The organism is Bradyrhizobium sp. ERR14 (genome assembly GCF_014198235.1).
GTDB lineage: Bacteria > Pseudomonadota > Alphaproteobacteria > Rhizobiales > Xanthobacteraceae > Bradyrhizobium.
The window spans coordinates 448,338-472,160 of the sequence record NZ_JACIHD010000002.1; the positions used below are offsets into that span (position 1 = coordinate 448,338).

At 64.0% G+C, this 23,823-nt stretch carries 23 protein-coding genes; 7 read left to right on the forward strand and 16 right to left on the reverse strand.

What is annotated here, in order from left to right:
* Positions 1–38: 38 nt before the first annotated feature.
* The 3 genes from galE (at position 39) to GGD62_RS08355 (ending at position 3,709) form a co-directional block, all read left to right on the forward strand.
* Positions 39–1,052, forward strand: coding sequence for a UDP-glucose 4-epimerase GalE (galE, locus tag GGD62_RS08345; protein ID WP_018317394.1), 1,014 nt, complete (start codon positions 39–41; stop codon positions 1,050–1,052).
* 118 nt (positions 1,053–1,170) lie between these two features.
* Complete coding sequence (locus tag GGD62_RS08350) at positions 1,171–2,973, forward strand: ABC transporter ATP-binding protein (RefSeq protein WP_018317395.1); 1,803 nt, start codon at positions 1,171–1,173, stop codon at positions 2,971–2,973.
* 34 nt (positions 2,974–3,007) lie between these two features.
* Positions 3,008–3,709: a fumarylacetoacetate hydrolase family protein gene (locus GGD62_RS08355; protein ID WP_018317396.1), complete on the forward strand. Its 702-nt coding sequence runs from the start codon at positions 3,008–3,010 to the stop codon at positions 3,707–3,709.
* 75 nt (positions 3,710–3,784) lie between these two features.
* Here GGD62_RS08355 and GGD62_RS08360 read toward each other — a convergent pair whose 3' ends face one another.
* The 4 genes from GGD62_RS08360 to GGD62_RS08375 form a co-directional block, all read right to left on the reverse strand.
* Positions 3,785–4,243 carry a nuclear transport factor 2 family protein gene (locus tag GGD62_RS08360; protein ID WP_183707958.1) on the reverse strand — a complete coding sequence of 153 codons (459 nt, stop codon included), beginning with the start codon at positions 4,241–4,243 and terminating at the stop codon, positions 3,785–3,787.
* A 327-nt stretch (positions 4,244–4,570) separates the two neighbouring features.
* Positions 4,571–5,500 (reverse strand): aspartyl/asparaginyl beta-hydroxylase domain-containing protein, encoded by a 930-nt coding sequence (locus GGD62_RS08365; RefSeq protein ID WP_183707960.1) that lies wholly within the window; start codon positions 5,498–5,500, stop codon positions 4,571–4,573.
* Positions 5,501–5,628: 128 nt separating this feature from the next.
* The gene (locus tag GGD62_RS08370) at positions 5,629–5,784 is read right to left on the reverse strand and encodes a hypothetical protein (RefSeq protein ID WP_018317399.1); all 156 of its coding nucleotides are present in this window, start codon (positions 5,782–5,784) and stop codon (positions 5,629–5,631) included.
* Between the two features lie 146 nt (positions 5,785–5,930).
* Entirely contained in the window at positions 5,931–6,854 is a 924-nt protein-coding gene (locus GGD62_RS08375) for a LysR family transcriptional regulator (RefSeq protein WP_183707962.1), read from the reverse strand.
* Between the two features lie 214 nt (positions 6,855–7,068).
* On the opposite strand from GGD62_RS08375, the gene GGD62_RS08380 reads away from it, so the two are divergent.
* Genes GGD62_RS08380 through GGD62_RS08390 form a run of 3 tightly spaced genes read left to right on the forward strand, consistent with a single transcriptional unit; the run spans position 7,069 to position 9,321 of the window.
* Positions 7,069–7,779: an SDR family NAD(P)-dependent oxidoreductase gene (locus GGD62_RS08380; RefSeq protein ID WP_183257236.1), complete on the forward strand. Its 711-nt coding sequence runs from the start codon at positions 7,069–7,071 to the stop codon at positions 7,777–7,779.
* Positions 7,780–7,798: 19 nt separating this feature from the next.
* The gene (locus GGD62_RS08385) at positions 7,799–8,035 is read left to right on the forward strand and encodes a 4-oxalocrotonate tautomerase family protein (protein ID WP_183257237.1); all 237 of its coding nucleotides are present in this window, start codon (positions 7,799–7,801) and stop codon (positions 8,033–8,035) included.
* A 32-nt stretch (positions 8,036–8,067) separates the two neighbouring features.
* Positions 8,068–9,321 (forward strand): YbfB/YjiJ family MFS transporter, encoded by a 1,254-nt coding sequence (locus GGD62_RS08390; RefSeq protein ID WP_183257238.1) that lies wholly within the window; start codon positions 8,068–8,070, stop codon positions 9,319–9,321.
* Between the two features lie 18 nt (positions 9,322–9,339).
* Here the strand turns inward: GGD62_RS08390 and GGD62_RS08395 are convergent, their stop codons facing one another.
* The 11 genes from GGD62_RS08395 to GGD62_RS08445 all read right to left on the reverse strand — a co-directional run bounded on the left by GGD62_RS08395 (position 9,340) and on the right by GGD62_RS08445 (position 21,947).
* Entirely contained in the window at positions 9,340–10,806 is a 1,467-nt protein-coding gene (locus GGD62_RS08395; RefSeq protein WP_183257239.1) for an NAD(P)/FAD-dependent oxidoreductase, read from the reverse strand.
* Between the two features lie 49 nt (positions 10,807–10,855).
* Positions 10,856–11,275, reverse strand: coding sequence for a nuclear transport factor 2 family protein (locus tag GGD62_RS08400; RefSeq protein ID WP_018317405.1), 420 nt, complete (start codon positions 11,273–11,275; stop codon positions 10,856–10,858).
* A gap of 166 nt (positions 11,276–11,441) precedes the next feature.
* A complete protein-coding gene (ahcY, locus tag GGD62_RS08405) occupies positions 11,442–12,863 on the reverse strand; it encodes an adenosylhomocysteinase (protein ID WP_092261070.1) in 1,422 nt (473 codons plus the stop codon).
* A 124-nt stretch (positions 12,864–12,987) separates the two neighbouring features.
* Positions 12,988–14,184, reverse strand: a complete 1,197-nt coding sequence (metK, locus tag GGD62_RS08410; protein ID WP_092261068.1) for a methionine adenosyltransferase — start codon at positions 14,182–14,184, stop codon at positions 12,988–12,990.
* A 62-nt stretch (positions 14,185–14,246) separates the two neighbouring features.
* A complete protein-coding gene (locus GGD62_RS08415; RefSeq protein WP_183707964.1) occupies positions 14,247–15,602 on the reverse strand; it encodes a hypothetical protein in 1,356 nt (451 codons plus the stop codon).
* Between the two features lie 477 nt (positions 15,603–16,079).
* Positions 16,080–17,195 (reverse strand): cobalamin-independent methionine synthase II family protein, encoded by a 1,116-nt coding sequence (locus GGD62_RS08420; protein WP_092261066.1) that lies wholly within the window; start codon positions 17,193–17,195, stop codon positions 16,080–16,082.
* Positions 17,196–17,219: 24 nt separating this feature from the next.
* Entirely contained in the window at positions 17,220–17,936 is a 717-nt protein-coding gene (locus GGD62_RS08425; protein WP_091959089.1) for an ABC transporter ATP-binding protein, read from the reverse strand.
* Positions 17,929–18,684, reverse strand: coding sequence for an ABC transporter ATP-binding protein (locus GGD62_RS08430; protein WP_018317413.1), 756 nt, complete (start codon positions 18,682–18,684; stop codon positions 17,929–17,931). Before GGD62_RS08430 ends, GGD62_RS08425 begins: the two co-directional genes overlap by 8 nt.
* Positions 18,681–19,709: a branched-chain amino acid ABC transporter permease gene (locus tag GGD62_RS08435; protein WP_183707965.1), complete on the reverse strand. Its 1,029-nt coding sequence runs from the start codon at positions 19,707–19,709 to the stop codon at positions 18,681–18,683. The genes GGD62_RS08430 and GGD62_RS08435 overlap by 4 nt, the downstream gene beginning before the upstream one ends.
* An 8-nt stretch (positions 19,710–19,717) precedes the next feature.
* The gene (locus GGD62_RS08440) at positions 19,718–20,587 is read right to left on the reverse strand and encodes a branched-chain amino acid ABC transporter permease (protein WP_018317415.1); all 870 of its coding nucleotides are present in this window, start codon (positions 20,585–20,587) and stop codon (positions 19,718–19,720) included.
* Between the two features lie 181 nt (positions 20,588–20,768).
* On the reverse strand, positions 20,769–21,947 hold the full coding sequence (locus GGD62_RS08445) for an ABC transporter substrate-binding protein (RefSeq protein ID WP_183707967.1): 1,179 nt from the start codon (positions 21,945–21,947) through the stop codon (positions 20,769–20,771).
* A gap of 571 nt (positions 21,948–22,518) precedes the next feature.
* Here GGD62_RS08445 and GGD62_RS08450 point away from each other — a divergent pair.
* Positions 22,519–22,821, forward strand: a complete 303-nt coding sequence (locus tag GGD62_RS08450) for a hypothetical protein (protein WP_183707969.1) — start codon at positions 22,519–22,521, stop codon at positions 22,819–22,821.
* Positions 22,822–22,896: 75 nt separating this feature from the next.
* On the opposite strand, the gene purU is transcribed toward GGD62_RS08450, so the two are convergent.
* Positions 22,897–23,760, reverse strand: a complete 864-nt coding sequence (gene purU / locus GGD62_RS08455) for a formyltetrahydrofolate deformylase (RefSeq protein ID WP_183707971.1) — start codon at positions 23,758–23,760, stop codon at positions 22,897–22,899.
* Positions 23,761–23,823: the final 63 nt, after the last annotated feature.

Below are 23,823 nucleotides of genomic sequence, written 5' to 3' on the forward strand. Positions count from 1 at the left end.
GCGCTAACTTTGCGCGTTGATCGAAGACGGGTGAGATCATGACTGTGCTAGTCACCGGCGGCGCCGGCTATATCGGAAGTCACACGGTCCTCGCGCTGGCGGAAGCCGGCGAGGACGTCGTCGTGATCGACGATCTCTCGACCGGTTTCTCCGCCTATCTGCCCGAGGGCGTGCCGCTGTTCATCGGCGATGCCGGCGACGAGAACCTGCTCGAAGGCGTGATCGCGCAGCACAACATCGAGAGCATCATCCATTTCGCGGGCTCCGTCGTCGTGCCGGATTCGATGCGCGATCCGCTCGGCTACTACCGCAACAATTTCACGACCGCGCGCAACCTGCTCAATGTCGCCGTCAAGCGCGGCATCGGCCGCTTCATCTTCTCCTCGACCGCCGCCGTCTACGGCAATCCGGACCAGGTGCCGGTGCCCGAGCTCGCGCCGACGCGGCCGTTGTCGCCCTATGGCTCGTCGAAGCTGATGACCGAGATCATGCTGCACGACGTCGCCGCCGCCTACGGCATGCAGTACGTGACCCTGCGCTATTTCAACGTCGCCGGCGCCGATCCGCAGGCGCGCATCGGGCTTGCCACCGTCGGCGCCACGCATCTGCTCAAGATCGCGGTCGAGGCCGCGACCGGCCAGCGCGCCAAGATCGACGTGTTCGGCACCGACTATCCGACCCCCGACGGCAGCTGCATCCGCGATTTCATCCACGTCACGGACCTCTCGCAGGCGCATCGTTCGGCGCTGGCCTATTTGCGCAACGGCGGCGCCTCGACGACGCTCAATTGCGGCTATGGCCGCGGCTATTCGGTGCTGGAGACCATCGACGCCGTGCGCCGCGTGTCGGGCCGCAGCTTCGCCGTGCAATACGCCCCGCGCCGGCCCGGCGACATCATGACCATGGTCGCCGACACCAGCCGGATCCGCGGCCTGCTGGACTGGAAGCCGCAATACGAGGACCTCGAGACCATCGCGGCCCACGCCTTGGCTTGGGAGGACAAGCTGTTCCATGAGCGCCATGGCGAGCTCCGCCACGCCGCCTCGGCCTAGATTCCATCTGAGCGCAAGCCCTTAATTGGGCTTGAAAAACCCCGCTTGAGCGGGCACAGAGGCCCTTCGATCCCTGACGTGCGGGCAGGCTTTGTCCTGCGCCGTCAATGGACACCGGATGGCCCAGTTTCCAAAGAAAATCACCGACGATCCCTATGCGGCAGCGGTCCTGATTCGCCGCCTGGTCACGGAACAGGGGGTCGTCTATTGGCGGCGCTACCTCGTAGCCTTCGCGCTGATGGCGGTCGCCGCGGGCGCAACGGCAGGCGCGACCTATGTGCTTGGCCAGGTCATCAACCAGGCCTATGTCGACAAGAACATCCCGGGCATCGCGATGTTTTCCGGGATCACGGTGATCCTGCTCTTCATCAAGGGCGTGGCGACCTACGGCCACATGGTGATCCTGACCAAGATCAGCAACGCCATCCTCGCCACCAACCAGCGCCAGCTGTTCGCAAAACTGATGCGCGAAAGCGTCGGCTTCTTCTCCGAGCGGCATTCGTCCGAGTTTTTGGCGCGGCTGACGGCCGGCGCCAAGTCGATCACCGACGTGCTCAACATGCTGGTCAACGCTGTCGGGCGCGACCTGTTGATGCTGCTCGCCATGATCGGCGTGATGGTGTGGCAGGATCCGGTGATGTCGTTCATCGGCCTCGTCGTGGTGCCGCCGGCGATGCTGGTGCTGCGCAAGCTGGTCAAGCGGATCAAGGGCCTCGCCTACAACCAGTTCACCGGCACCGCCGACATCATGGAGACCATGCAGGAATCGCTGCAAGGCATCCGCACGGTGAAGGCTTTCACGCTTGAAGACACCATGCAGAGCCGCATCGACGAGAACATCGCCATCGTCGAGCGCAACGCCAACAAGATGGCGCGCGTCGCCAACCGCTCCAACCCGCTGATGGAAATGCTCGGCGGCTTCGCGGTCGCCGGCTGCCTGCTCTATGGCGGCTACAGCGTGGTCGCGCTCAATGCCACGCCCGGCGCGTTCTTCTCCTTCATGACCGCGTTCCTGATGGCGACCGAGCCGGCCAAGCGGCTGGCGCGGCTCAACATCGATTTGAACAGCCAGCTCGTCGGCGCGCGCATGCTGCTCGAAGTGGTCGACAGCCCGGCGAGCGAGCACTCCGACGACGACAAGCCGGCGCTGAAGCTCTCCGACGCCCGGATCGAGCTGCGCGACGTCAGCTTCTCCTATCGCGCCAATGAGACTGTGCTCAACCGGATGAGCTTTACCGCCGAGCCCGGCAAGGTCACCGCGCTGGTCGGCCCCTCCGGCGGCGGCAAGTCGACCGTGCTGGCGCTGCTGCTCCGCTTCTATGAAGTGACGCAAGGCGACATCGTGATCGACGGCCAGTCGATCGGCGCAGTCTCTCGCAAGTCGCTGCGGGCGCAGACCGCCTATGTCGGGCAGGACGTCTATCTGTTCCGCGATACCATCCGCAACAACATCGCCTTCGGCCGGCCAGGCGCGAGCGAGGACGAGATCACCGAGGCGGCGAAAGCGGCTTGCGCGCATGATTTCATCATGGGCTTCCCGCTTGGCTACGACACACCGGTCGGCGAGCACGGCACGCAGCTTTCAGGCGGCCAGCGCCAGCGCATCGCCGTGGCGCGCGCGCTGATCAAGAATGCACCGATCATCCTGTTGGACGAAGCCACTGCTGCGCTCGATTCCGAATCCGAGCGGCAGGTGCAGGAGGCGATCGAGCATCTCTGCCAGAACCGCACCACCATCGTGATCGCGCATCGCCTGCACACCATCATGCATGCCGACGCGATCCTGGTGATCGAGGGCGGCGAGATCGTCGAGCAGGGCCGGCATGACGAGCTGCTCCGCCGCGGCGGCCGCTATGCCTCGTTCTTCCGCCTGCAACACTACGATGCCGGCGCTCTGGCGCCGATCAGCGCAACCGCATAGAGTTCCACTTCACCTCAAGAGCAGCGAGACCCGCATGAACGCCGCCTCCTACGTCATCCCGCTTCCGCCCCAGGCTTCACTTCCCGTCGTCGGCGAAAGCGGCCGCTATCCAGTGCGCCGCATCTGGTGCGTCGGCCGCAACTATCTCGAGCACATCCGCGAGATGGGCAATGACGAGCGCGCCCCGCCGTTCTTCTTCGCCAAGCACGCCGACATGCTGGTGCCTGATGGCGCCACCATTCCCTATCCGCCGCTGACCAAGGATTTGCATCACGAAGTCGAGCTGATCGTCGCGATGAAGAGCGGCGGCCTGAACATTCCTGCCGACAAGGCGCTGGATCACGTCTATGGCTATGCCGTCGGCATCGATCTCACCCGCCGCGACCTCCAGATCGCCTCGCGCAAGAAGGAGCGTCCCTGGGAGATCGGCAAGTCGTTCGACGGCTCCGCGCCGTCCTCCGCGATTCAGCCGGCCTCCAAGATCGGCCATCCCGCCAAGGGCAAGATCTGGCTCACGGTCAACGGCAAGGAAGCCCAGAAGGGCGACCTGACCGAGCTGATCTGGAACGTGCCCGAGATCATCTGGCAGCTCTCCCAGCAGGTGAAGCTCGCCGCCGGCGACATCATCATGACGGGCACCCCCGCCGGCGTCTCCCAGCTCCAACCCGGCGACAAGCTCGAATGCGGCGTCGACGGCGTCGGCACGCTGAAGGTGAGCATCGGCCAGCCTGAATAGGCCGCACGACATCCGGAAATCGAAAGGCCCCGGACGTGTCCGGGGCCTTTTGCATTTCGGGCGGACGGGGTGGATCTACCAGGCCTTCACCGGCCGATTGGCGTGGCTCACCTGCGGCACACCGCGATTGAGCGACATGTGCGAATGCACGCACAGCCAGCCATCACCGTTCCCCGCGAACACCATCGTCGCCCGGCCGGGGCGCGCAAACGCGCTGCCATCGGGATGATATCCCGTGCTTGTCCATGGCGCGATCACCGTCGCCATCGTGCCGTCGCCGGATGCCAGGACAGAGGTCTGATCGAGCACAAAACGGAAGTCCGTCGTCTTCGGCCAGACGTTGTCCCATTGCGTCGAGACCCACTGATCGAGGCCGGGGATGACGTCGTTATGCGTGCCGAAGGCAAGCACGTCCGGATGGAAGAGCGGCCGCGCCGAGGCGTAGTCGACCTCGCGGACGTAGCCCGCGAAGGTTTCCAGCCACGCCAGGAAGAATTGCTTCGTCTCGCTGTCGGCGGTCGGCAAGAGGGCCATCACCTGCTCCATCTTCGGCTACGCGATCACGGCAAGCTTTGTTGCCATGGGAGAGACCTTCCAGCAAGATATGGACTTACCTGTCGACCGCGGTCTTGCTCAATCAGAGCCAAATGCAAAGATACGCAGAGCTGCGAGGCTATCAGCGCCCTGACAGCTCCGCAGGGCACAAACACCATCACTAGACACGCGCGGGATCACCGCAGGGATCGCAGGGCGGGTTAGCGCAGCGTAATCCGCCAACGCGTCGTGCCACACGGGAATCGTCAATCGCCGATATGCCGAATGGTGGATTTCGCTTCGCTGATCCACCCTACGCATTCGTACTTAGCGCAGCGCGGACAACACGATCAGGCCGAGGATCAGCGCAGTCAGCGAGTATTTCAGCGCATAATAGACGTTGCGATTCCACGCCTTGACCTTGCGGCTGGCGAGGTGGATCTCGTAGAGCTTGCCGAACACCTTGTTGAGCACGCCGACATTCTCGCCGTCGACGTTCTGGGTCGCCGACGCCTTGACGATGTGATGGCTGACCCAGCGGTTGATCGCGGTCATGAAGCCAAATTTCATCGGGCGCTCGACGTCGCAGAACAGGATGATGCGGTTGACGTCGGTCGCATTCTCGGCGCTGTGGATGAAGGTCTCGTCGAACATGAAGGCCTCGCCGTCACGCCAGACGCATTCGACGCCGTCGACCAGGATGCGGCACTTGTTCGAGTTCGGCGTGACGAGCCCGAGGTGGTAGCGCAGCGAGCCCGCGAACGGATCACGATGCGCCCCTAACTTGCCGCCCGGCGGCAGCATCGCGAACATCGCGCCGTGCACGCTCGGGATCGCGTTGAGCAGCTCCACCGTCTTCGGACACAGCGTGCGCGCCGAAGGCAGGAAGTCGTCATACCATTTCAGGTAAAACCGCTTCCAGCCGCTCTTGAAGAACGAGTAGAAGCCCCAGTCGTTGTTCTTCGCGGCGGCACGGATGAATCCTTCGTCGAACAGGCGGACCGCCTCGTCGCGGATCATCTCCCAATTCTCGCTGAGCGGCTTCAACTCGGGAAATTGCTCGACCGGGATCACCGGCTTGTTCGGCACCGCCGAGCCCGCATACATCAGCACATTGTAGGGCGCGAGATAGGTCGAGTGATCGCCGAGCTGGCGCGCAAAGCGCAATCGCTGCTTGCCGCGGAAGTGAACGTAAATCGTCGAGGCCGCAAGCACATAAAGGATGACAAGTTGCGGTGCAAAAAGCTGTTTCAGCATATCCCCGTTCCCCAGAGACTTAGCTGAGGACGTCATCTACCTTGAGCCGGGCCGAGCGGCAATATATTCACCGCTGCGCTGCGGTCACACTGGCGAGAGCGCAGGGATGGCCCGCCGAAACCAGCCGGCTACGCCCGCGACAGTGCCTGCAGACCCTTGAAGGTCAGGCGTTTGGGGTCGGTCACCCCGGCGAGATAGAGCTGGCGGATAAAGGCTACGACAGCGCTGCGGTCGCAATCGGTCAGCGCGACAACGGCATCGACCGCGATCTTCTGGGCTTCCATTAGGCTCACCTCGGCCTTGCGAGTAACCCCGGCCGAGACAGGCTAGGAGTCCGCGGTTAATCCGGCGTTAACCGTTCGGGGCAGCGTCGCCGATTCCTCCTCGCGGCCGAATACGTAAAACGACGCATTGCCGGGCGCGCGGTAACTCAGTGCGCACTCACGCTCTTCTTCAGCTGCGCAAAGTGCTTCTTCAGCCGCGGCACGGCAAAATCGGTAAAGGCCCGCACCTTCGGCACGGAGAGCCGACCCTGCGGGCAGATCAGGTGCGCCGGCATCTCCGGATCCTTCTCGCCGGCCAGCACGATCTCGAGCTCGCCGCGCGCAACCTGCTCGGCCACCTGGTACGAATACATCCGCGCGACGCCGCGGCCGGCAACGGCGGAGGCTACGGCCGCGTAGGTGCTGTTGACGATAAGACGCGGCGTGAACTGCACCGTACGCGGCACCGACCCACCGGCCTGCGGCGCGAAGGTCCAGGAATTGGGCAGATGGGCCATCGCCACGATCTGATGCTTGGCAAGATCGCCGGGCTCGGTGATGCGGGGATGCTGCTTCAGATAGCGCGGGGCCGCGACGACCACGCGGCTGATCTCGCCGACCCGCATCGCCACCATTGCCGAGTCCGCGAGAGGGCCGATGCGAAGCGCGATGTCGATGCCCTCCTCGATCAGATTGACCGCGCGATCGAACAGCAACAGCTTGGCCGACACCGTTGGACAGGCGTCGAGAAATGCATCCAGAATCGGCCGCAACACTATCTCGCCCGACACCACGGGAGCGGTGATCGTGAGCAGGCCGCGCGGCGCCGACCGCGGTCCGGCCGCGATGTCGTCGGCCTCCTCCAACTCGGTGAGCACGCGACGGCAGATCGCGACATAGCGCTCGCCTTCCTCGCTGAGCTTGATCGAGCGCGTCGTCCGGTGCAGCAGCTCCGCGCCGACCCGTTCCTCGAGAAAGGCGATGGCGCGGCTCACCGCCGCCGGCGAGCGGCCGAGCTTGCGGCCGGCGGCAGCCAGGCTGCCCTCGTCCACCGCAAGGACGAAAACTTTCATCGCATCCAGACGATCCATGCCTTCCCGTCGCCCCCTTGGATTCCGGCCGCAGGCTAGGCGTTCCCCTCCGCGGCGACAACCGTCGCCAGGCGCCGACCCGGCATTCGTACGCGCCGCGAAAGAGTGTCTGACGGACGGCGGGCATTCGCGGCCGGGCTGCCACAGCGTACCTCAGGACCCAAGCCAGCCGAGTGCTGACGCAGGTTCTCAAGGCCAACAACAGGAGCCCGTCATGGGTATCGAGCAGAAAGTCGCTATCATCACCGGTGCTTCGCAGGGCATCGGCGCCGCCCTGGTCCAGGGTTTTCGCAATCGCAACTACCGCGTCGTCGCAACCGCACGCTCCATTAAGCCGTCGGGTGACGACGACGTCCTCGCCGTGGCGGGCGACATCGCCGAGCGGAGCACCGCCGAGCGTGTGGTTTCGCAGGCCGTCGCCCGCTTCGGACGCGTCGACACGCTGGTCAACAATGCCGGCATCTTCGTCGCAAAGCCGTTCACGCAGTACACGGCCGAGGATTACGCGGCGGTGATGGGCACCAACGTCGCGGGCTTCTTCCACATCACGCAGCTCGCCATCGCCGAGATGGAGAAGCAGGGTTCGGGCCATGTCGTTCAGATCACGACCACGCTGACCGATCAGGCCAATTCGAACGTTCCCTCGGTGCTGGCCTCGCTGAGCAAGGGCGGCCTGAACGCCGCGACCAAGTCGCTTGCGATCGAATACGCCAAGCGCGGCATTCGCGTAAACGCGGTCTCGCCGGGGATCATCAAGTCGCCGATGCATCCGGTCGCGACGCATGCCCAGCTCAACGCGCTCCACCCGGTCGGTCACATGGGCGAGATGTCCGACATCGTCGAAGCCGTCCTTTATCTCGAGGGCGCCTCCTTCGTCACCGGCGAGATCCTGCATGTCGACGGCGGCCAGAGCGCCGGCCACTGAGCGTGAGAGGAGAGCCACGATGCCCATCGTCACCATCCAAGTGACCCGCGAAGGAACGACGCCGGGGGCGCCGTCGCTCACCGCGGAGGAGAAGGCCGCGCTGATCAAGGGATCGAGCCAGCTGCTGCTCGACGTGCTCGGCAAGCCGCTCGATTCGACATTCGTCGTGATCGAGGAAGTCGACACCGACAATTGGGGCTGGGGCGGCCTGCCCGTGCCGGAGTTCCGGCGCCGTCGCGCCGCCCAGACAGGATGATCCGCGCGCGATCGTGTGCGCAGGAGGATGACATGACCAGCGCAGATCTGAAACCACTCGTCGAGGCTCAGCCGCATCCGACGGCGGCATCGGCTTCACGAGAGGCTTCGTCAAAGCAACGTTCTTCGCAACAGACCTGGCGATATGCGGTGGCGGGATTGTCCGCCTCACTCGTCGGACTTGGCCTCGCCCGCTTTTCCTACACGCCGCTGATCCCCGCCCTGATCGCTGCAAACTGGTTCAGCGCATCGGAAGTCGTCTATCTCGGTGCTGCGAACCTCGCCGGTTATCTCGCCGGCGCGCTCACCGCACGGCGTGCCGCCAGTCGGATCGGCGCGGTTCGCGCGCTGCGGGCGATGATGCTGCTTGCGACTCTCTCCTTCTTCGCCAGCTCATCGCCGGTGTCGTTCACCTGGTTCTTCGCCTGGCGCTTCCTCTCCGGCCTCACGGGCGGAATCATCATGGTGCTGGCGGCCTCCGTCATTCTGCCGCACACCTCGGCCGCAAGGCGCGGCATCGTCGGCGGCGTGATCTTCGCCGGCGTCGGCCTCGGCGTCGCCGCATCGGGCACGCTGGTGCCGCTGCTGCTGCAACAGGGCTTGCAGCAGAGCTGGTATGGGCTCGGCGTGCTCTCCGCCCTGCTCACCCTCGCAAGCTGGTGGAACTGGCCTGCCGAAGCGAACAGCGACACTGCGCCTTCTCAAACCAAGCACCAAACCTCGCCCATCGCCCGCGCGCTGATGATCCAGTACGGCCTCAACGCGGTGGCATTGGTGCCGCACATGGTCTTCATCGTCGATTTCGTGGCGCGCGGCCTCGGCCAGGGCATTGCCGCCGGATCGCGCTATTGGGTGCTGTACGGCCTCGGCGCCATCGTCGGTCCGCTCGTCACCGGCCATCTCGGTGACCGCGCCGGGTTCGGTCCGGCGCTGCGGGCGGCCTTTCTGATCGAGGCGGCCGCCGTGCTGCTGCCGACCGTCAGCACCGCGCCTCTTTCGCTGATCGTATCGAGCATCGTGATCGGCGGCTTCACGCCCGGCATCGTGCCGCTGGTGCTCGGGCGCATCCATGAACTCGTTCCGTACTCTGCCGAGCAGCAGCGCGCGACCTGGAGCCATGCCACTACCAGCTTTGCACTGTTCCAGGCCGCGGCCGCTTACGGCTTCTCCTGGATCTACGCGCAGACCGGCGGCGATTATCAGGTGCTGTTCGCACTCGGCGGCGGCGCGGTGGTGCTGGCGCTCGCGGTCGACCTTGCAATGGCGCTTGCCAGGCGCAAGGCGTAACGACCGGCGGCGGCGCGATCAGGAATATCGCATCACGCCGTCGTCGATCCGGCCGAAGCGCAAGGAGACGATGTCGAGCGCGTAGTTCTGGTACAGCCGCCACGGCTGCTTGGAGCCCTGCTTCGGCATCTTGGCCACCGAGCGCTGCACATAGCCCGAGGTGAAGTCCAGCGACGGCTGCGCGGTGATCTCAGGGTCGTCATTATGCGGCACGCACTGGCGGAAATTGTGCCGGTCCATGTAGTTGATGAGCCGGCAGACATATTCGCAGGTGAGGTCGCATTTCAGCGTCCAGGACGCATTGGTGTAGCCGAAGGCCGAGGCCATGTTGGGCACGTCCGCATACATCATGCCCTTGTAGGTCAGCGTATTGGCGAAATCGACGGCACGGCCGTCGACACTGACGTCGAGACCGCCGACGACCTGAAGCACCAGCCCGGTCGCCGTCACGATGATGTCGGCCGCAAGTTCGCTGCCATCCTTCAGGCGAATACCCTCGCGCGTGAACGTGTCGATCTCGCTCGTTACGACGGCGACGCGCTGCTCGCGGATCGCCTTGAACAGGTCGCCATCGGGCACCAGGCAGAGCCGCTGGTCCCAGGGATTGTAGCGCGGCGTGAAATGGGTGGCGACGTCGTAGTCCGGACCGAGCGCCATCTGCACGCCCTTGAGGACGAGCTCCTTGACCTTCGCAGGCCGGCGCCGGCTAAGCTGGAAGAAGAACATCCCCCACATCACGTTGCGCCAGCGGATGACATGATAGGCAAGCCGCGTCGGCAGATTTCGACGGATCTTGTTGGCGACGGGATCCTGCGCCGGGCGCGACACCACATAGGTCGGCGAGCGCTGCAGCATGGTGACCAGTGCCGCCTTCTTGGCGAGCTCCGGCACCAGCGTCACCGCGGTCGCGCCCGAGCCGATCACCACGACGCGCTTGCCCTCGTAGTCGATGTCCTCGGTCCATTTTTGCGGATGCACGATGCGGCCGGCGAAATCAGCGGCGCCCTTGAACTCCGGCGTGTAGCCCGCCTCGTATTTGTAATAGCCCGAGCACATGAAGAGAAAATTGCAGGTGAAGCGCGCCAGCTCCGTCGCGCCCTCGCCCGTGATGCGCTCGGCCTCGATGGTCCAGCGCGCGTCCGGCGTCGACCAAGAAGCCCGCTTGACGCGATGGCGGAAGCGGATGTGCTTCTCGATGCCGTTCTCGGCCGCGGTCTCGCGCACATAGTTCAGGATCTGCGCCCCGTCGGCGATCGCCTTCGGATCGGTCCACGGCTTGAACGAATAGCCGAGCGTGAACATGTCGCTGTCGGAGCGGATGCCGGGGTAGCGGAACAGGTCCCAGGTGCCGCCGATGCAGTCGCGCCCCTCCAGGATGACGTAGCTCTTGGTGGGGCACTTGGTCTGCAAGTGATAACCCGCGCCGATGCCGGACAGCCCGGCACCGACGATGAGGACGTCGAAATGTTCTTTGGCTTCGGTCATGGCGTTCTCCCTCGTCATAGCATGGGCAGCGCCGCGCCGAATTGCAACATCACGGGACGGTGGCGCCGTACACTGTGGCGGTGTCGAAATACTCGTGGAATTCGACCACCTTGCCGTCCTTGAAGCGCCAGTAATCGACCTTCGGTGTCTTCGCGACCTTGTTGGTCTTCTTGTTCGTCCACGCGCATTCGCCGCGCGCGAAGACGGTGTCGCCCTGCGCGACGAATTCGTTCATCGTATAGTACTGCATGCTCCAGTCGGCCAGCAGGCCGTCGAAATAGCTGCGCAGCGCATTGCGATCGTCATAACGCTTGGCAAAAGGCACTGCCGCAGCTCCCTGCGGAATCGAATCGAATTTGATTTGCGGGCCAATGACATGGTCGAACCAATAGTCGACGTTCTTGCCCTTACTCTCGCTCCACTCGCGATAGGCTTCCTTCAGAAGCTGAACGTTGGCTTCGCTGGACATCGCATTCCCTCCATATGCATTTTGACAATGAACGTAGGAAAAAGCGGCCGCCCGCTCCGGAAGTGGCAGGCTTGTTTCGGCTCTACCTGAAAGCGTACCACAGGAAGGCCCAACAAAAAAAGGCCCCGGATCACGCCGGGGCCTTTGTGTCGCAACTGCGTGCGGATCAGTAGCGGTAGTGGTCCGACTTGTACGGACCTTCCTGCTTGACGCCGATGTAGTCGGCCTGGTCCTTGCGCAGCTCGGTGAGCTTGACGCCGATCTTGGCGAGGTGCAGGCGCGCGACCTTCTCGTCGAGCGACTTCGGCAGCACGTAGACTTCCTTCTTGTACTTGCCGTCCTTGTTGTTGGCGAACAGCTCGATCTGCGCCAGCGTCTGGTTGGTGAAGGAGGCCGACATCACGAAGGACGGATGGCCCATCGCGTTGCCGAGGTTCACGAGGCGGCCTTCCGACAGCATGATGATGCGATGCTTGTCGGGGAATTCGATCTCGTCGACCTGCGGCTTGATATTGGTCCACTTCAGGTTACGCAGACCCGCGATCTGGATCTCGTTATCGAAGTGACCGATGTTGCAGACGATGGCGCGATCCTTCATCGCGCGCATGTGCTCGATGGTGATGATGTCCTTGTTGCCGGTCGCGGTGACGAAGATGTCGGCGCGGGGCGCGGCGTCTTCCATGGTCACGACTTCGTAGCCTTCCATCGCGGCCTGCAGCGCGCAGATCGGATCGATTTCCGACACCATGACGCGGCAACCGGCCTGACGCAGCGAGGCCGCCGAACCCTTGCCGACGTCGCCGAAGCCGGCGACCATCGCGACCTTGCCCGACATCATCACGTCGGTGCCGCGGCGGATGCCGTCGACCAGCGATTCACGGCAGCCATAGAGATTGTCGAACTTCGACTTGGTGACGCTGTCGTTGACGTTGATGGCGGGCCACAGCAGCGTGCCGGCCTTCTGCATGTCATAGAGGCGATGCACGCCCGTGGTGGTCTCTTCGGACACGCCCTTGATGCTCTTGGCGATCTCGGCGAAGTAGCCCTTGGGCTTTTCCTTGAGCTGCTTCTTCAGCAGCGCGAAGAAGACTTCCTCTTCTTCCGAACCCGGCTTGTCCAGGAACGCAGCATCGCCGTTCTCGGCGCGCAGACCGAGATGGACGTACATGGTGGCGTCGCCGCCGTCATCGAGGATCATGTTCGGGTGACCGCCGCCGTGCCAGTCGAACAGTTTTGCGGTGTAGTCCCAGTACTCGGTCAGCGTCTCGCCCTTGACGGCGAAGACGGGGATACCGGCGGCCGCGATCGCGGCGGCAGCGTGGTCCTGCGTCGAATAGATGTTGCAGGAGACCCAGCGAATGTCGGCGCCGAGGGCTGCCAGCGTCTCGATCAGCACGCCGGTCTGGATCGTCATGTGCAAGGAGCCGGCGATGCGGGCGCCCTTCAGCGGCTGCTTCGGGCCGTACTCTTCGCGGGTGGCCATCAGGCCGGGCATCTCGGTCTCGGCGAGCGAGAGCTCCTTGCGGCCGAAATCGGCGAGCGAAATGTCCTTGACGATGTAATCGGTGAAGCCGGGCTTCGCGTTCATTGGAGGTTCCTGTTTGTTTGGCTCGTCATTCCGGACCCGCTCGCGAAACAAGCGAACCCGGAATCAAGCATTTCGAGATTCCGGGCTCGCCGCTGTTGCGGCGCCCCGGAATGACGCAAGTGAATCAGAGCGCGCGCTTGAGCTGCTCGACGAGATCGGTCTTCTCCCAGGAGAAACCGCCCTCGTTGTCAGGCGTGCGGCCGAAATGGCCGTAGGCCGAGGTGCGCGCGTAGATCGGGCGGTTGAGGTCGAGATGGCTGCGGATGCCGCGGGGCGTCAGATCCATCGCCTGCGCCGCCGCCTTCTCGAGCTGCTCCTCCGACACCTTACCGGTGCCGTGGGTGTCGATGTAGATCGACAGCGGACGGGCCACGCCGATCGCGTAAGCGAGCTGCAGCGTGCAGCGGTCGGCAAGGCCGGCGGCAACGATGTTCTTGGCGACGTAGCGCGCAGCATAGGCCGCCGAGCGGTCGACCTTGGTCGGATCCTTGCCTGAGAACGCGCCGCCGCCATGCGGGGCCGCGCCACCATAGGTGTCGACGATGATCTTGCGGCCGGTCAGGCCGGAGTCACCGTCCGGACCGCCGATGTAGAACTTGCCGGTCGGGTTGATGTGCCAGATCGTCTTCGGCGTGATCCAGTCCTTCGGCAGCGCCTCGCGCACATAGGGCTCGACGATGTCGCGGATCTGCTTGGACGAGATGTCCTCGACCAGGTGCTGATGCGAGACCACGATCTCGCGCACGCCGACCGGCTTGCCGTTCTCGTACTGCACGGTGACCTGGCTCTTGGAGTCCGGACCGAGCACCTTCTCCTTGCCGGAGTGACGGGCTTCGGAGATCAGGCGCAGGATCTTGTGGGCGTAGAAGATCGGCGCCGGCATCAGATCGGGCGTCTCGTTGGTGGCGTAACCGAACATGATGCCCTGGTCGCCCGCGCCCTCTTCCTTGACTTCGCCCGGCTGCAGCGCATCGACGCCCTGGGCGATGTCGGCCGACTGCGGATGCAAGAGGATCTCGATGTCGCAGGTCTTCCAGTGGAAGCCTTCCTGCTCGTAGCCGATGTCCTTGATCGCGCCGCGGACGACGCCCTCGATCTGCTCGTTGGTCACCGACTTCGGACCGCGGGTCTCACCGGCGATCACCACCTTGTTGGTGGTCGCGAGCGTTTCGCAGGCGGCGCGGATCTGCCAGGGGTCGATGCCGGCCTTCGGCCCTTCGCGGTAGAACAGATCGACGATCTCGTCGGAGATCCGGTCGCACACCTTGTCCGGATGGCCCTCGGACACGGACTCGCTGGTGAAGAGATAGGACGCGCGCATCAGTAACCCCTTGTTCCGCCGCTAAACCGGCGGGCGTTTGCGATGTTTACCTGTGGATGATGTCAATCACGCCGGCGCGAGATGACGTAGGATTCGTCGAGAAACCAGAGCCCATTGTACTTCCGCAGCACGTCCCTGGCGGCATCCAGAGTGCGGCCGTTTTGAGTCATTTCTGTCAACCGGTCGTCCTCAATCTGAGCGACATACACCGCCGCATTCCACGCTGCAAAGGCCGTCGAGGTTCCGATGGTCCCGGTTACCTCGTTGGGCAGCGCTTCCATATCATACCTGAAGATCGAGCGGTTATCCGCATATGCATTAAAATTTAAGTCGCGGCCCAACGAACCAAGTTCGTACTTAACGGCGCGCAATAGCTCATGACGGGTCACAGCGAAAGGATTTTCTCCGGGCCAGATCGCCTGGATCATTTCCATGCCCGGATCCTGGCCATGGGAGTGGATTCCGATCAGACGGCCGCCCGGCCGAAGCGCCCGCGCCAGGGGCGCGATGATCCGCTTGGCCCGGAAGTTGACCGAGGACAGGGCGCGGTAGGGCTGGGATGCGATGACGAGGTCGAAATTGGCTTCGGTCTGGCCCGGCCGCGGAATGGTCGAATCCAGCAAGAACCTGTGGTCCTCGCGATAGAGCACCAGGACGACCGGCCGCTCGTACAGCGGCATGGCGGTGCGTGGGCTGATCGCGGCACGCCAGTTCTGCTCGAGGAACGGCCTCAGCTCCGCGATCTGCTGCTCGAACTCGCCCGATGAGGCGCCCCGCAGCGGGACCTCGTGCCAGACGGTCGCCGCCGCCGCCGCAGGCGATGCCGGCGTGAGCCAGGGCGCCTCCGAATAGAACATGTTGGTGAAGACGAACACCGACGCCGGATGCTCGAAAATGCGATCCGGCACCTTCTCCAGCGTCAGGCGCAGGTCCTCCAGGCTGAGCTCCTTGCCGGCGACGTAGAACGGCATGTGCGGGTAGCGCTGGTGCGTCGCGCGCAGCACCCGCGCCAGCACCGTGCCGTCGCCGACGCCGGCGTCGAACACGCGCAGGGCCGGCGGGCGCGGATGGATGGAGGAAAGCTCCAGCGCGACCCTGTCGGCGATCACCCGTTTTTCGCTGCAGGTGTGGACGAACAGCAGGTATTTCTGGCGGTTCTCGAAGAAGCGGAAATTGCCGCGCGGATCGCGCTTTTCGGGCGGCACCTGAAGCCCGCGCGGCGGCGGCACGCCGCCGGCCATGGACGCCGCCATATAGGCCTGGATCCGGTCCAGCGTATCGATGGTGATGCGCTTGCCCTCGCGCAGGCGATGCACCAGCTTCCCATCGTTCACCGCGCGCCGGCCGAACGTCGATTCCGCCATGTCCGCCTTGCGGCAGAACTCCGTGATCTGGCTCAGGATTTCGTCGTTTTTCATGGGTGGGACGCGGTGGGCAGAATGATTGGGATCTGCCTCCTAGCAAATTCTGCCCACTCAGGAAATAGGGGATCCATGCCGTTGCGCCGCAGTCCCCATCCACTTGCCGATGCGATCGCGCCGGCCAAGTTGCGTTCGACAACCGAGGCGCGACTCGCCGCTCGCGCGCCATGCGCGGCGCCAAGTCTGAAGGTTGAGCAGAGATGATGACGCGGGTGCGGGGGGAGGCGGAGTCGGCCACGACGAATAAGCAGGTGCGTGGTCGATGCTGCCGGGCGAGGTCTGGCGGAGAAGTGAGGGTGGGCTTGCGCGCCCGCAGGTCAGGAGCGCCGCGCTATTGGCCCTACACTCAGGTGTCATCGCCCGGCTTGACCGGGCGATCCAGTATTCCGGAGACGCCGACGTGATACGGAGAAGCCGCGACGTACTGGATTCCTCGCCTTCGCGGGGAATGACAGCGGAGTTCTGTGACGCTTACTAGCCCCACACTTCCTTCGCGATCTCGACAGCAAGGCTCAGCTTCGCCCACTGCTCTTCCTCGGAGAGGACGTTGCCCTCTTCCGTCGAGGCAAAGCCGCATTGCGGCGACAGCGCGAGCTGCTCCAGCGGGGCGAACTTGGCGGCTTCTTCCAGACGGCGCTTGATATCGTCCTTCTTCTCGAGCTCGCCGAACTTCGAGGTGATGACGCCGACCACGACGACCTTGTTGCCCTTGGGCAGGAAGCGCAGCGGCTCGAAGCCGCCGGCGCGGTCGCTGTCATATTCGAGGAAATAGCCGTCGTAATTTGTGCCGGCGAGCATGGTCTCGGCAACCGGCTCATAGCCGCCCGAAGAAATCCAGGTCGAACGGAAATTGCCGCGGCAGACATGCGTCGTCACCACCATGTCCGCGGGCTTCTCGGCCAGCGCGTAGTTGATGATGCGGGCATAGATCTGCTGGAGACCGTCCGGATTGTCGCCGCGCTCGCGCGCCTTCTGCAGTTCATCCTGCGAGCAGAGATAGGCCCACACGGTGTCGTCGAACTGGAGATAGCGGCAGCCGGCGTCGTAGAACGCCTTGACGGCTTTCCGGTAGGTCTTGCCGAGGTCTTCGTAGAAGGCTTCGAGATCGGGATAGACGTCCTTGGAAATCGACTTGCGGCCGCCGCGGAAGTGCAGCACCGCCGGCGAAGGTATCGTCATCTTGGCGGCCACGTGGGCCTGGTCGGCGACCTTCTTCAGGAAGCGGAAGTGGTCCAGCATCGGGTGGTCGTCGGGAAAGTCGAGCTTGTCGATCACCCGCACCGCGTCGTGCCGGGTCTGCACGCCTGCGAACTGGATGCCGGTGTCAGGATGAAACAGCTCGCAGCCGGTGAGCTTGGCGAGGAAGTCGAAATGCCACCAGGAGCGGCGGAACTCGCCGTCGGTCGCGAGCTTGAGCCCGATCGAGGCCTGCTTGTGCACGACCTTCTCGATCTCCATGTCCTCGATCTTGCGCAGATCGTCGGCCGAGATCTCGCCCTTCTCGAGCCGGCTACGGGCTTCCTTGATCTTGGCCGGACGCAGGAGGCTGCCGACCTCGTCGGCGCGGAAGGGGGCTTTGGTTCGCTGCATGTCTTACTCCCTGGACATTTTAGTTTAGTGAGCCGCCGCCCCGGCGACGCCGAGATGGCGTTCCAGGACCGAGGGGTCGGTTTTCAGCGCGGCGCTCGGAGCGTCGTGGACGATCGTTCCGCGCTCCAATATCACAACGCGGTCGGCCAGCCCCAGAATCTTTTGGGCATTCTGTTCGACGATGATCGAGCAGATGCCGCCTGCCCGCGTGATGCTGCCGATCGCCTTCAAGAGCTCCTCGACGATGATGGGAGCAAGGCCCTCGGTCGGCTCGTCCAGCAGCAGCACTTTCGGGTTGAGGGTGAGCGCCCGGCCGATCGCCAGCATCTGCTGCTCGCCGCCGGAGAGCTGGTTGCCGAAATTGCTCCGCCGCTCCTTCAGCCGCGGAAACATCTCGTAGACCTTCTCGACCGTCCAGGGACCGGGCTGCGCCACCGCGGTCATGTTCTCTTCCACAGTGAGCGAGCGAAAGATGTTGCGCTCCTGCGGCACCCAGCCGATGCCGGCGCGCGCGCGCTGGTCGGGCCGGAGCGACGTGACATCGGCGCCGGCGAGCGCCACGCTGCCTGAGAAGCGGCGGGTGACGCCGACGATCGAATTGATCAGCGTGGTCTTGCCGGTGCCGTTGCGGCCCAGCAGCGCCAGCACCTGGCCCTCGGCGAGGCGCAAGGACATGTTGGGCAGCACCACCGCCTCGCCATAACCGGCGCGAAGTGCATCGATCGCGAGCAGGTCAGACATTGACCGCCTCCTCGCCGAGATAGACGGCCTTGACCTGCGGATCGCGCGCGACCTGCTCGGGCGGGCCCTCGGTGAGCAGCGCGCCCGAAACCAGCACGGAGATGCGGTCGGCGAAGGAGAATACGAGATCCATGTCGTGCTCGATCAGCAGCACCGTGACGTCGCGCGGCAGCGCGCCGACCACGGCGAGAATGTCGTGGCGCTCGCTCTCCGGCACGCCGGCGGCGGGCTCATCGAGCAGCAGCACGCGCGGTTTGGCGGCGATCGCGACCGCGATCTCGAGCAGGCGCTGCTTGCCGTAGGGCAGCGTCACGGTCTGCTCGTTCATGACGTCGAGCAGATGGAAGCCCGCCAGCAGATCGGCGATCTCGCCGTTGACGTCGCTGCGCGTGCCCATCCGCCGCCACCAGTCGCCGCCATGGCCGAGGCGCTCGGAGACGGCCAGGCCAATGGTCTCGAGCGGAGTCAGGTCGGGATAAAGCTGGTTGATCTGGAAGGTGCGCGAGAGGCCACGCAGCACGCGCTTGTGCACGGGCAGATCGGTGATGTCCTGGCCCTCGAGCAGGATGCGGCCCGAATTCGGCTTGAGCACGCCGGTGAGCTGGTTGATGACCGTGGTCTTGCCGGCGCCGTTCGGGCCGATCAGCGCGTGGCGGGCGCCCTGCTCGATCTTCAAGGACAGATCGCGGGTGACGCGCAGCCCGCCGAACTGCTTTTCGAGATTTTGGGTTTCGAGCACGATGGTCATGCGTCGCTTTCCGGCACGGCGACGATGGCCTTGCGTCCCGCAATCTGCCTGATGACCAGATTGGGCAGGTACAGCACCCAGCGGTGCAGGCGCTGACGGCCGACCAGCACGATCACGACCAGCACCAGGCCGATCCAGAACTGCCAGTATTGCGGGGTGATGGTGGAGAACACTTCCTGGAGCATGCGGAAGATCACCGCGCCAACCAGTCCGCCATAGAGGTAACCGGTCCCACCGATGACGAGCACCAGCATCAGATCGGCGGAGCGTTCGAAGGCAAACACATCGAGCGAGGCGATCGCCGTTGTCTGGGTGAACAGCGCGCCCGCGACGCCGGCATAGAACGCCGCGAGCGTATAGATCGCGATCAGGCGGCGGTTGACGGGAATGCCGATCGCGGCGGCCCGCAGCGGATTGTTCTTGATCGCGCGCAGCGAAAGGCCGAACGGCGAATGCACGACGCGGCGGGCGAACAGGAACAGCAGGAACAGGACGGCCAGCGAATAGAAAAAGCCGGCCTTGCCGAACATGTCGAACGGAATCGCGCCGAAGATCGGCTGCATCTCGATGCCCTGCAGGCCGTCGGTGCCGCCGGTGATGTTGGAGAAGCGTTCGGCGAGCGCTTCCAGCAGCAGCGCGATGCCGAGCGTCACCATCAAGCGCGTCAGGTCAACGCCGCGGATCACCAGGAAGCTGGTGGCAAAGCCGAGCACCATCGCGGCGAGGCCAGCGACAACAAGCGCGAGCACGGGCTCGTTGACGATGCCATGAAGCGCCAGCAGCCCCGCCGCATAGGCGCCGACGCCGAAGAAGGCGGCATGGCCTAGCGAGACGATGCCGGCATAGCCGAGGATGAGATCGAGCGACATCGCAAACAGCGCCAGCCGCAGGATATCGGTCATGATCAGATAGCGCGTGGGAAATGCAAAGCCGCAGGCCAGCACGATCAGCCAGAAGGCGACTTCGCCGTAGTGCCAGCGCGCCTGGCGCTGGGCGTGAAAACCGACGTCGGAGGAAGCGCTCATCGGCGAACTCAACGCGCGGCCGTGCGTCCGAACAGGCCGTTCGGACGCCAGATCAGGATTACGATCATCATGGTGTAGATCACGAACGGGCCCATCTTCGGCACGTAATATTTGCCGGCGACGTCGCCGATGCCGAGCAGGAGCGAGGCGAGGAACGGGCCGGTGATCGAGGAAGAGCCGCCGACGGTGACCACGATCAGGAAGTAGATCATGAACTTCAGCGGGAAATACGGATCGAGGCCGAGGATTTCGGCACTCAGCGCGCCGCCGAGACCGGCGAGGCCGCAACCGAAGGCAAAGGTGAAGGCGAACACCTGCGGCACGTTGATGCCGAGGCCGCTCGCGGCGCGGGGGTCGTCGACGGCGGCGCGAAGGCGGCTGCCGAAACGGGTCTTGGCCAGCACCATCTGCAGCGCGATGGTGAGCAGGCCGCAGATCACGATGATCATCAGCCGGTAGCGGCCGATGCCGACGCCGAACAGATCGAACTGGCCCTGAAGCGCCGCCGGCAGGTTGATGAAGACGCGCGAGGACCCCTGGATGTAATCGACGGCGGCGACCGACATGAAGGTCAGGCCGATGGTGAACAGCACCTGATCGAGATGGCTGCGCGCATAGAGGTGGCGGTACAGCGTCCGTTCGAGCGCGATGCCGATCGCGGCAGAGGAGACGAAAGCGAGCGGGAGCGCTGCGAAGAACGGCCAGCCCATCCGGTTGACCAGCACCATGCAGATATAGCCGCCGGCCATGGCGAAGGCGCCATGGGCGAGATTGACGAAGTTCATCAATCCAAGCGTGACCGCGAGCCCGCACGCGAGCACGAACAACAGCATGCCGTAGGCGACGCCATCGAACAGGTTGGTGAGGATAGAGGTCATCGTCTCAGCTTAGAGTTATCGTCATGGCCGGGCTTGTCCCGGCCATCCACGTTCTTGTCCGGACTTTGCTTTCCTGGCTTCGCGTGGATGCCCGGAACAAACCCGGGCATGACGCGGAGCAAGGGGTGCGAGATCCCGGGTTCGCGCTAATGCTCGCCCCGAGATGCCCCGCTTTCGCGGGTCACTTCTTGGTCTTGCCGAGATCCTTGACGGCTTCGAAGGTCGCGAACTCGACATTGTAGAGCTCGCCGTCGACCTTCTCGACCTTGCGGATGTAGATGTTCTGCACGATGTCGCGGGTCTCGGGGTCGATCGAGATCGGACCGCGCGGGCTCTCCCACTTCTGGCCCTTCATGGCCTCGACCAGCTTGGTGCCGTCGGTGTCGCCATTCGTCTTCTTGAGCGCCTCGTAGATCAGGTGGATGCCGTCATAGCCGCTCACCGCCATGAAGCCCGGACGATTGCCGAACGCCTTCTTGTAGGCTGCGACGAAATCCTTGTTCATCTGCGAGGGGTGCGCCGCGGAGTAGAGATGCGCGGTAACCGTGCCGAGCACCGCATCGCCCATGTTGTTGAGCAGGTCGTCGTCGGTGACGTCGCCCGGCCCGATCACCTTGATGCCGGCCTTGTCGAGGCCGCGCTCGGCATATTGCTTCATGAAGTTGCCGCCCTGGCCGGCCGGCACGAACACGAAGATCGCGTCGGGCTTGGCGTCCTTCATGCGCTGCAGGAACGGCGCGAAGTCGGGGTTTTGCAGCGGCGTCTTGACCTCTTCGACCACCTCGCCGCCGCCGGCTGTAAAGTTCTGCTTGAAGAAGTTCAGCGCGTCATTGCCCGGCGCGTAGTCCGAGGTCAGCGTCGCCACCTTCTTGATGCCGTTCTTCACCGCCCAGTCGCCGATGATGGTCGAGGACTGCGCCAGCGTGAAGCTGGTACGCACGATATAGGGCGAGCGCTCGGTGATGATGGAGGTGCCGGCCGCCATTACGACTTCCGGGATCTTGGCCTGCGTCGCTAGCGGCGCGGCCGCGAGCGCAGCCGGCGTCACGCCGAAGCCGGCGATGAAATTGACCTTGTCGTTGACGATCAGCTCCTGCGCGGCAGTCTTGGTCTTGTCCGGGATCGCCGCGTCGTCCTTGAGGATGATCTCGATCTTCTTGCCAGCGACGGTGTCACCCTTCTGCTGCATGTAGAGCTTGATCGCGTTCTCGATCTGCTTGCCGGTCGAGGCCTGGCCGCCGGTCATCGGCAGGATCAGGCCGACCTTGACGCTGTCCTCGGCCTTGGCAGGCGCAAGGCCTGCAACGCCCGCGATAGCGGCTGCTGCGACGGTGCGTGAAAAAATTCTGCGTACGAACATCCGATGTCCCTCCCCTTCATTCCTGACCTGTTGTGCGCCAGACCGAGTACCCGGTCCTTGCCGCGCTCTAACCTACGGACAAGCCATGCCGCACGGCCACATGGCGTCCTCTGCAACCCCGTTGTCAATCGGACGTTGGGCGACCATTCGGCGCAAGCCGCGCGATCGGATCGACGGCGGGGGAGGCATTTGTACGATTGTACAAATAAAATGGCGATGTCAACAAGAAACCCTTTCGCTGCGCTGGCCGGCCCTCCGGGCCGATGCTGCACTCTAAGAACGCCCGGCGGCGACGTGGTTGGAGAAATCCGCCTCTGCTTTGCAGAATTCGAACATTTGCCGGGCATCACCGGATCGAATTCCCAATCCCTCCCCTTAGACGTGAATACGAACTGTATACCGTATCACCTTGGCAAAGGCGATCAATGCCAAAAACAGCGTATTATCTTACCTTAATGTATACAAACAAATTCGCCGCCGAATAAGCCAATTTACTTGTTGAGGACTAGAGTGCGCCGCTGGCGCCATCGGGCGTCCCGCCATCCGCGCCCGGTCCAGCTCGACCCAGAAGATGCTCATGCGTTTCCGTTTGCCTTCAATCGCTGCCGTCGTTGCCTTGCTGGCTTCCAACCTTGCAGGCTGCGGCACCGTCAACGAAAGACTCTCCGCCGGCATGGGCGACTACGTCCCGCAATGGGCCGGCGGGCTGCCGGCCGACGCCCCGCCGCGAGCGGGCACGCCGCAATACGATGCCTACATGAAGGAGCGCGAACGCAAGCGGCTGTTGCCGGCGGCGGATCGCGAGAAGGAAGAGCAGGCGCAGAAGGGCGCGACGGGGGCGACGGGGGCGACGTCGGGCAGCGCGGTGCGTTAAGGAAGCAATGGCGAATAAGGAATCGCGAATAAGGCGCTCTCCCGCTTCCACTCGCTATTCGCCACTCCCTATTCGCTAATCCACGAACACCACGGTCTTGCGGCCGTTGAGGATGACGCGGTCGTCGAGATGGTAGCGGATCGCGCGGGCCAGCACGCGGCGCTCGATGTCACGGCCCTTGCGGACCAGATCCTCCGGCGTGTCGCGATGGCTGATGCGCTCGACGTCCTGGTCGATGATCGGGCCCTCGTCGAGGTCGCGCGTGACGTAATGCGCGGTAGCCCCGATCAGCTTGACGCCGCGCTCATGGGCCTGGTGATAGGGCTTGGCGCCCTTGAAGCCCGGCAGGAACGAGTGGTGGATGTTGATGCAGCGCCCCGAAAGGTGCGCCGACAGATCATCCGACAGGATCTGCATGTAGCGGGCGAGCACGACGAGATCGGTCTTGGTCTTGGCGGCGAGGTCGAGGATCTGCGCCTCCTGCTCGCGCTTGGTCTCCTTGGTCACGGGCAGATGGTGGAACGGGATGCCGCCGAAATCGAGCCCACCATAGACCTCGCGCGGGTGGTTGGAGACGATGGCAGCAAGCGTCATCGGCAGTTCGCCGGTGCGCCAGCGATAGAGGATGTCGACCAGGCAGTGGTCCGACTTCGACACCAGCAGCATCACCTTGCGATGCGCAGCCCGGTCGCGCATCTGCCAGTCCATGCCGAAACGCTCGGCGATCGCGGCAAAGCCAGTCTGCAGCGCCGACAGTTCCACGGCGAGATCGGCCGCGGTGAACACCACGCGCATGAAGAACTTCTTGGTCTCGATGTCGTCGAACTGCTGAGCATCGAGAATGTTCTGTCCGTTGTGGGCGAGGAACGTCGACACGGCCGAGACGATGCCGGGACGATCCGGACAGGACAGGGTCAGGACATATTGATGATCGGGCATGTTGATGAACAGGCTTGGCTCTTGATGAAGGTTTGGGCAAATGATGCGGAACGACCCGTGATT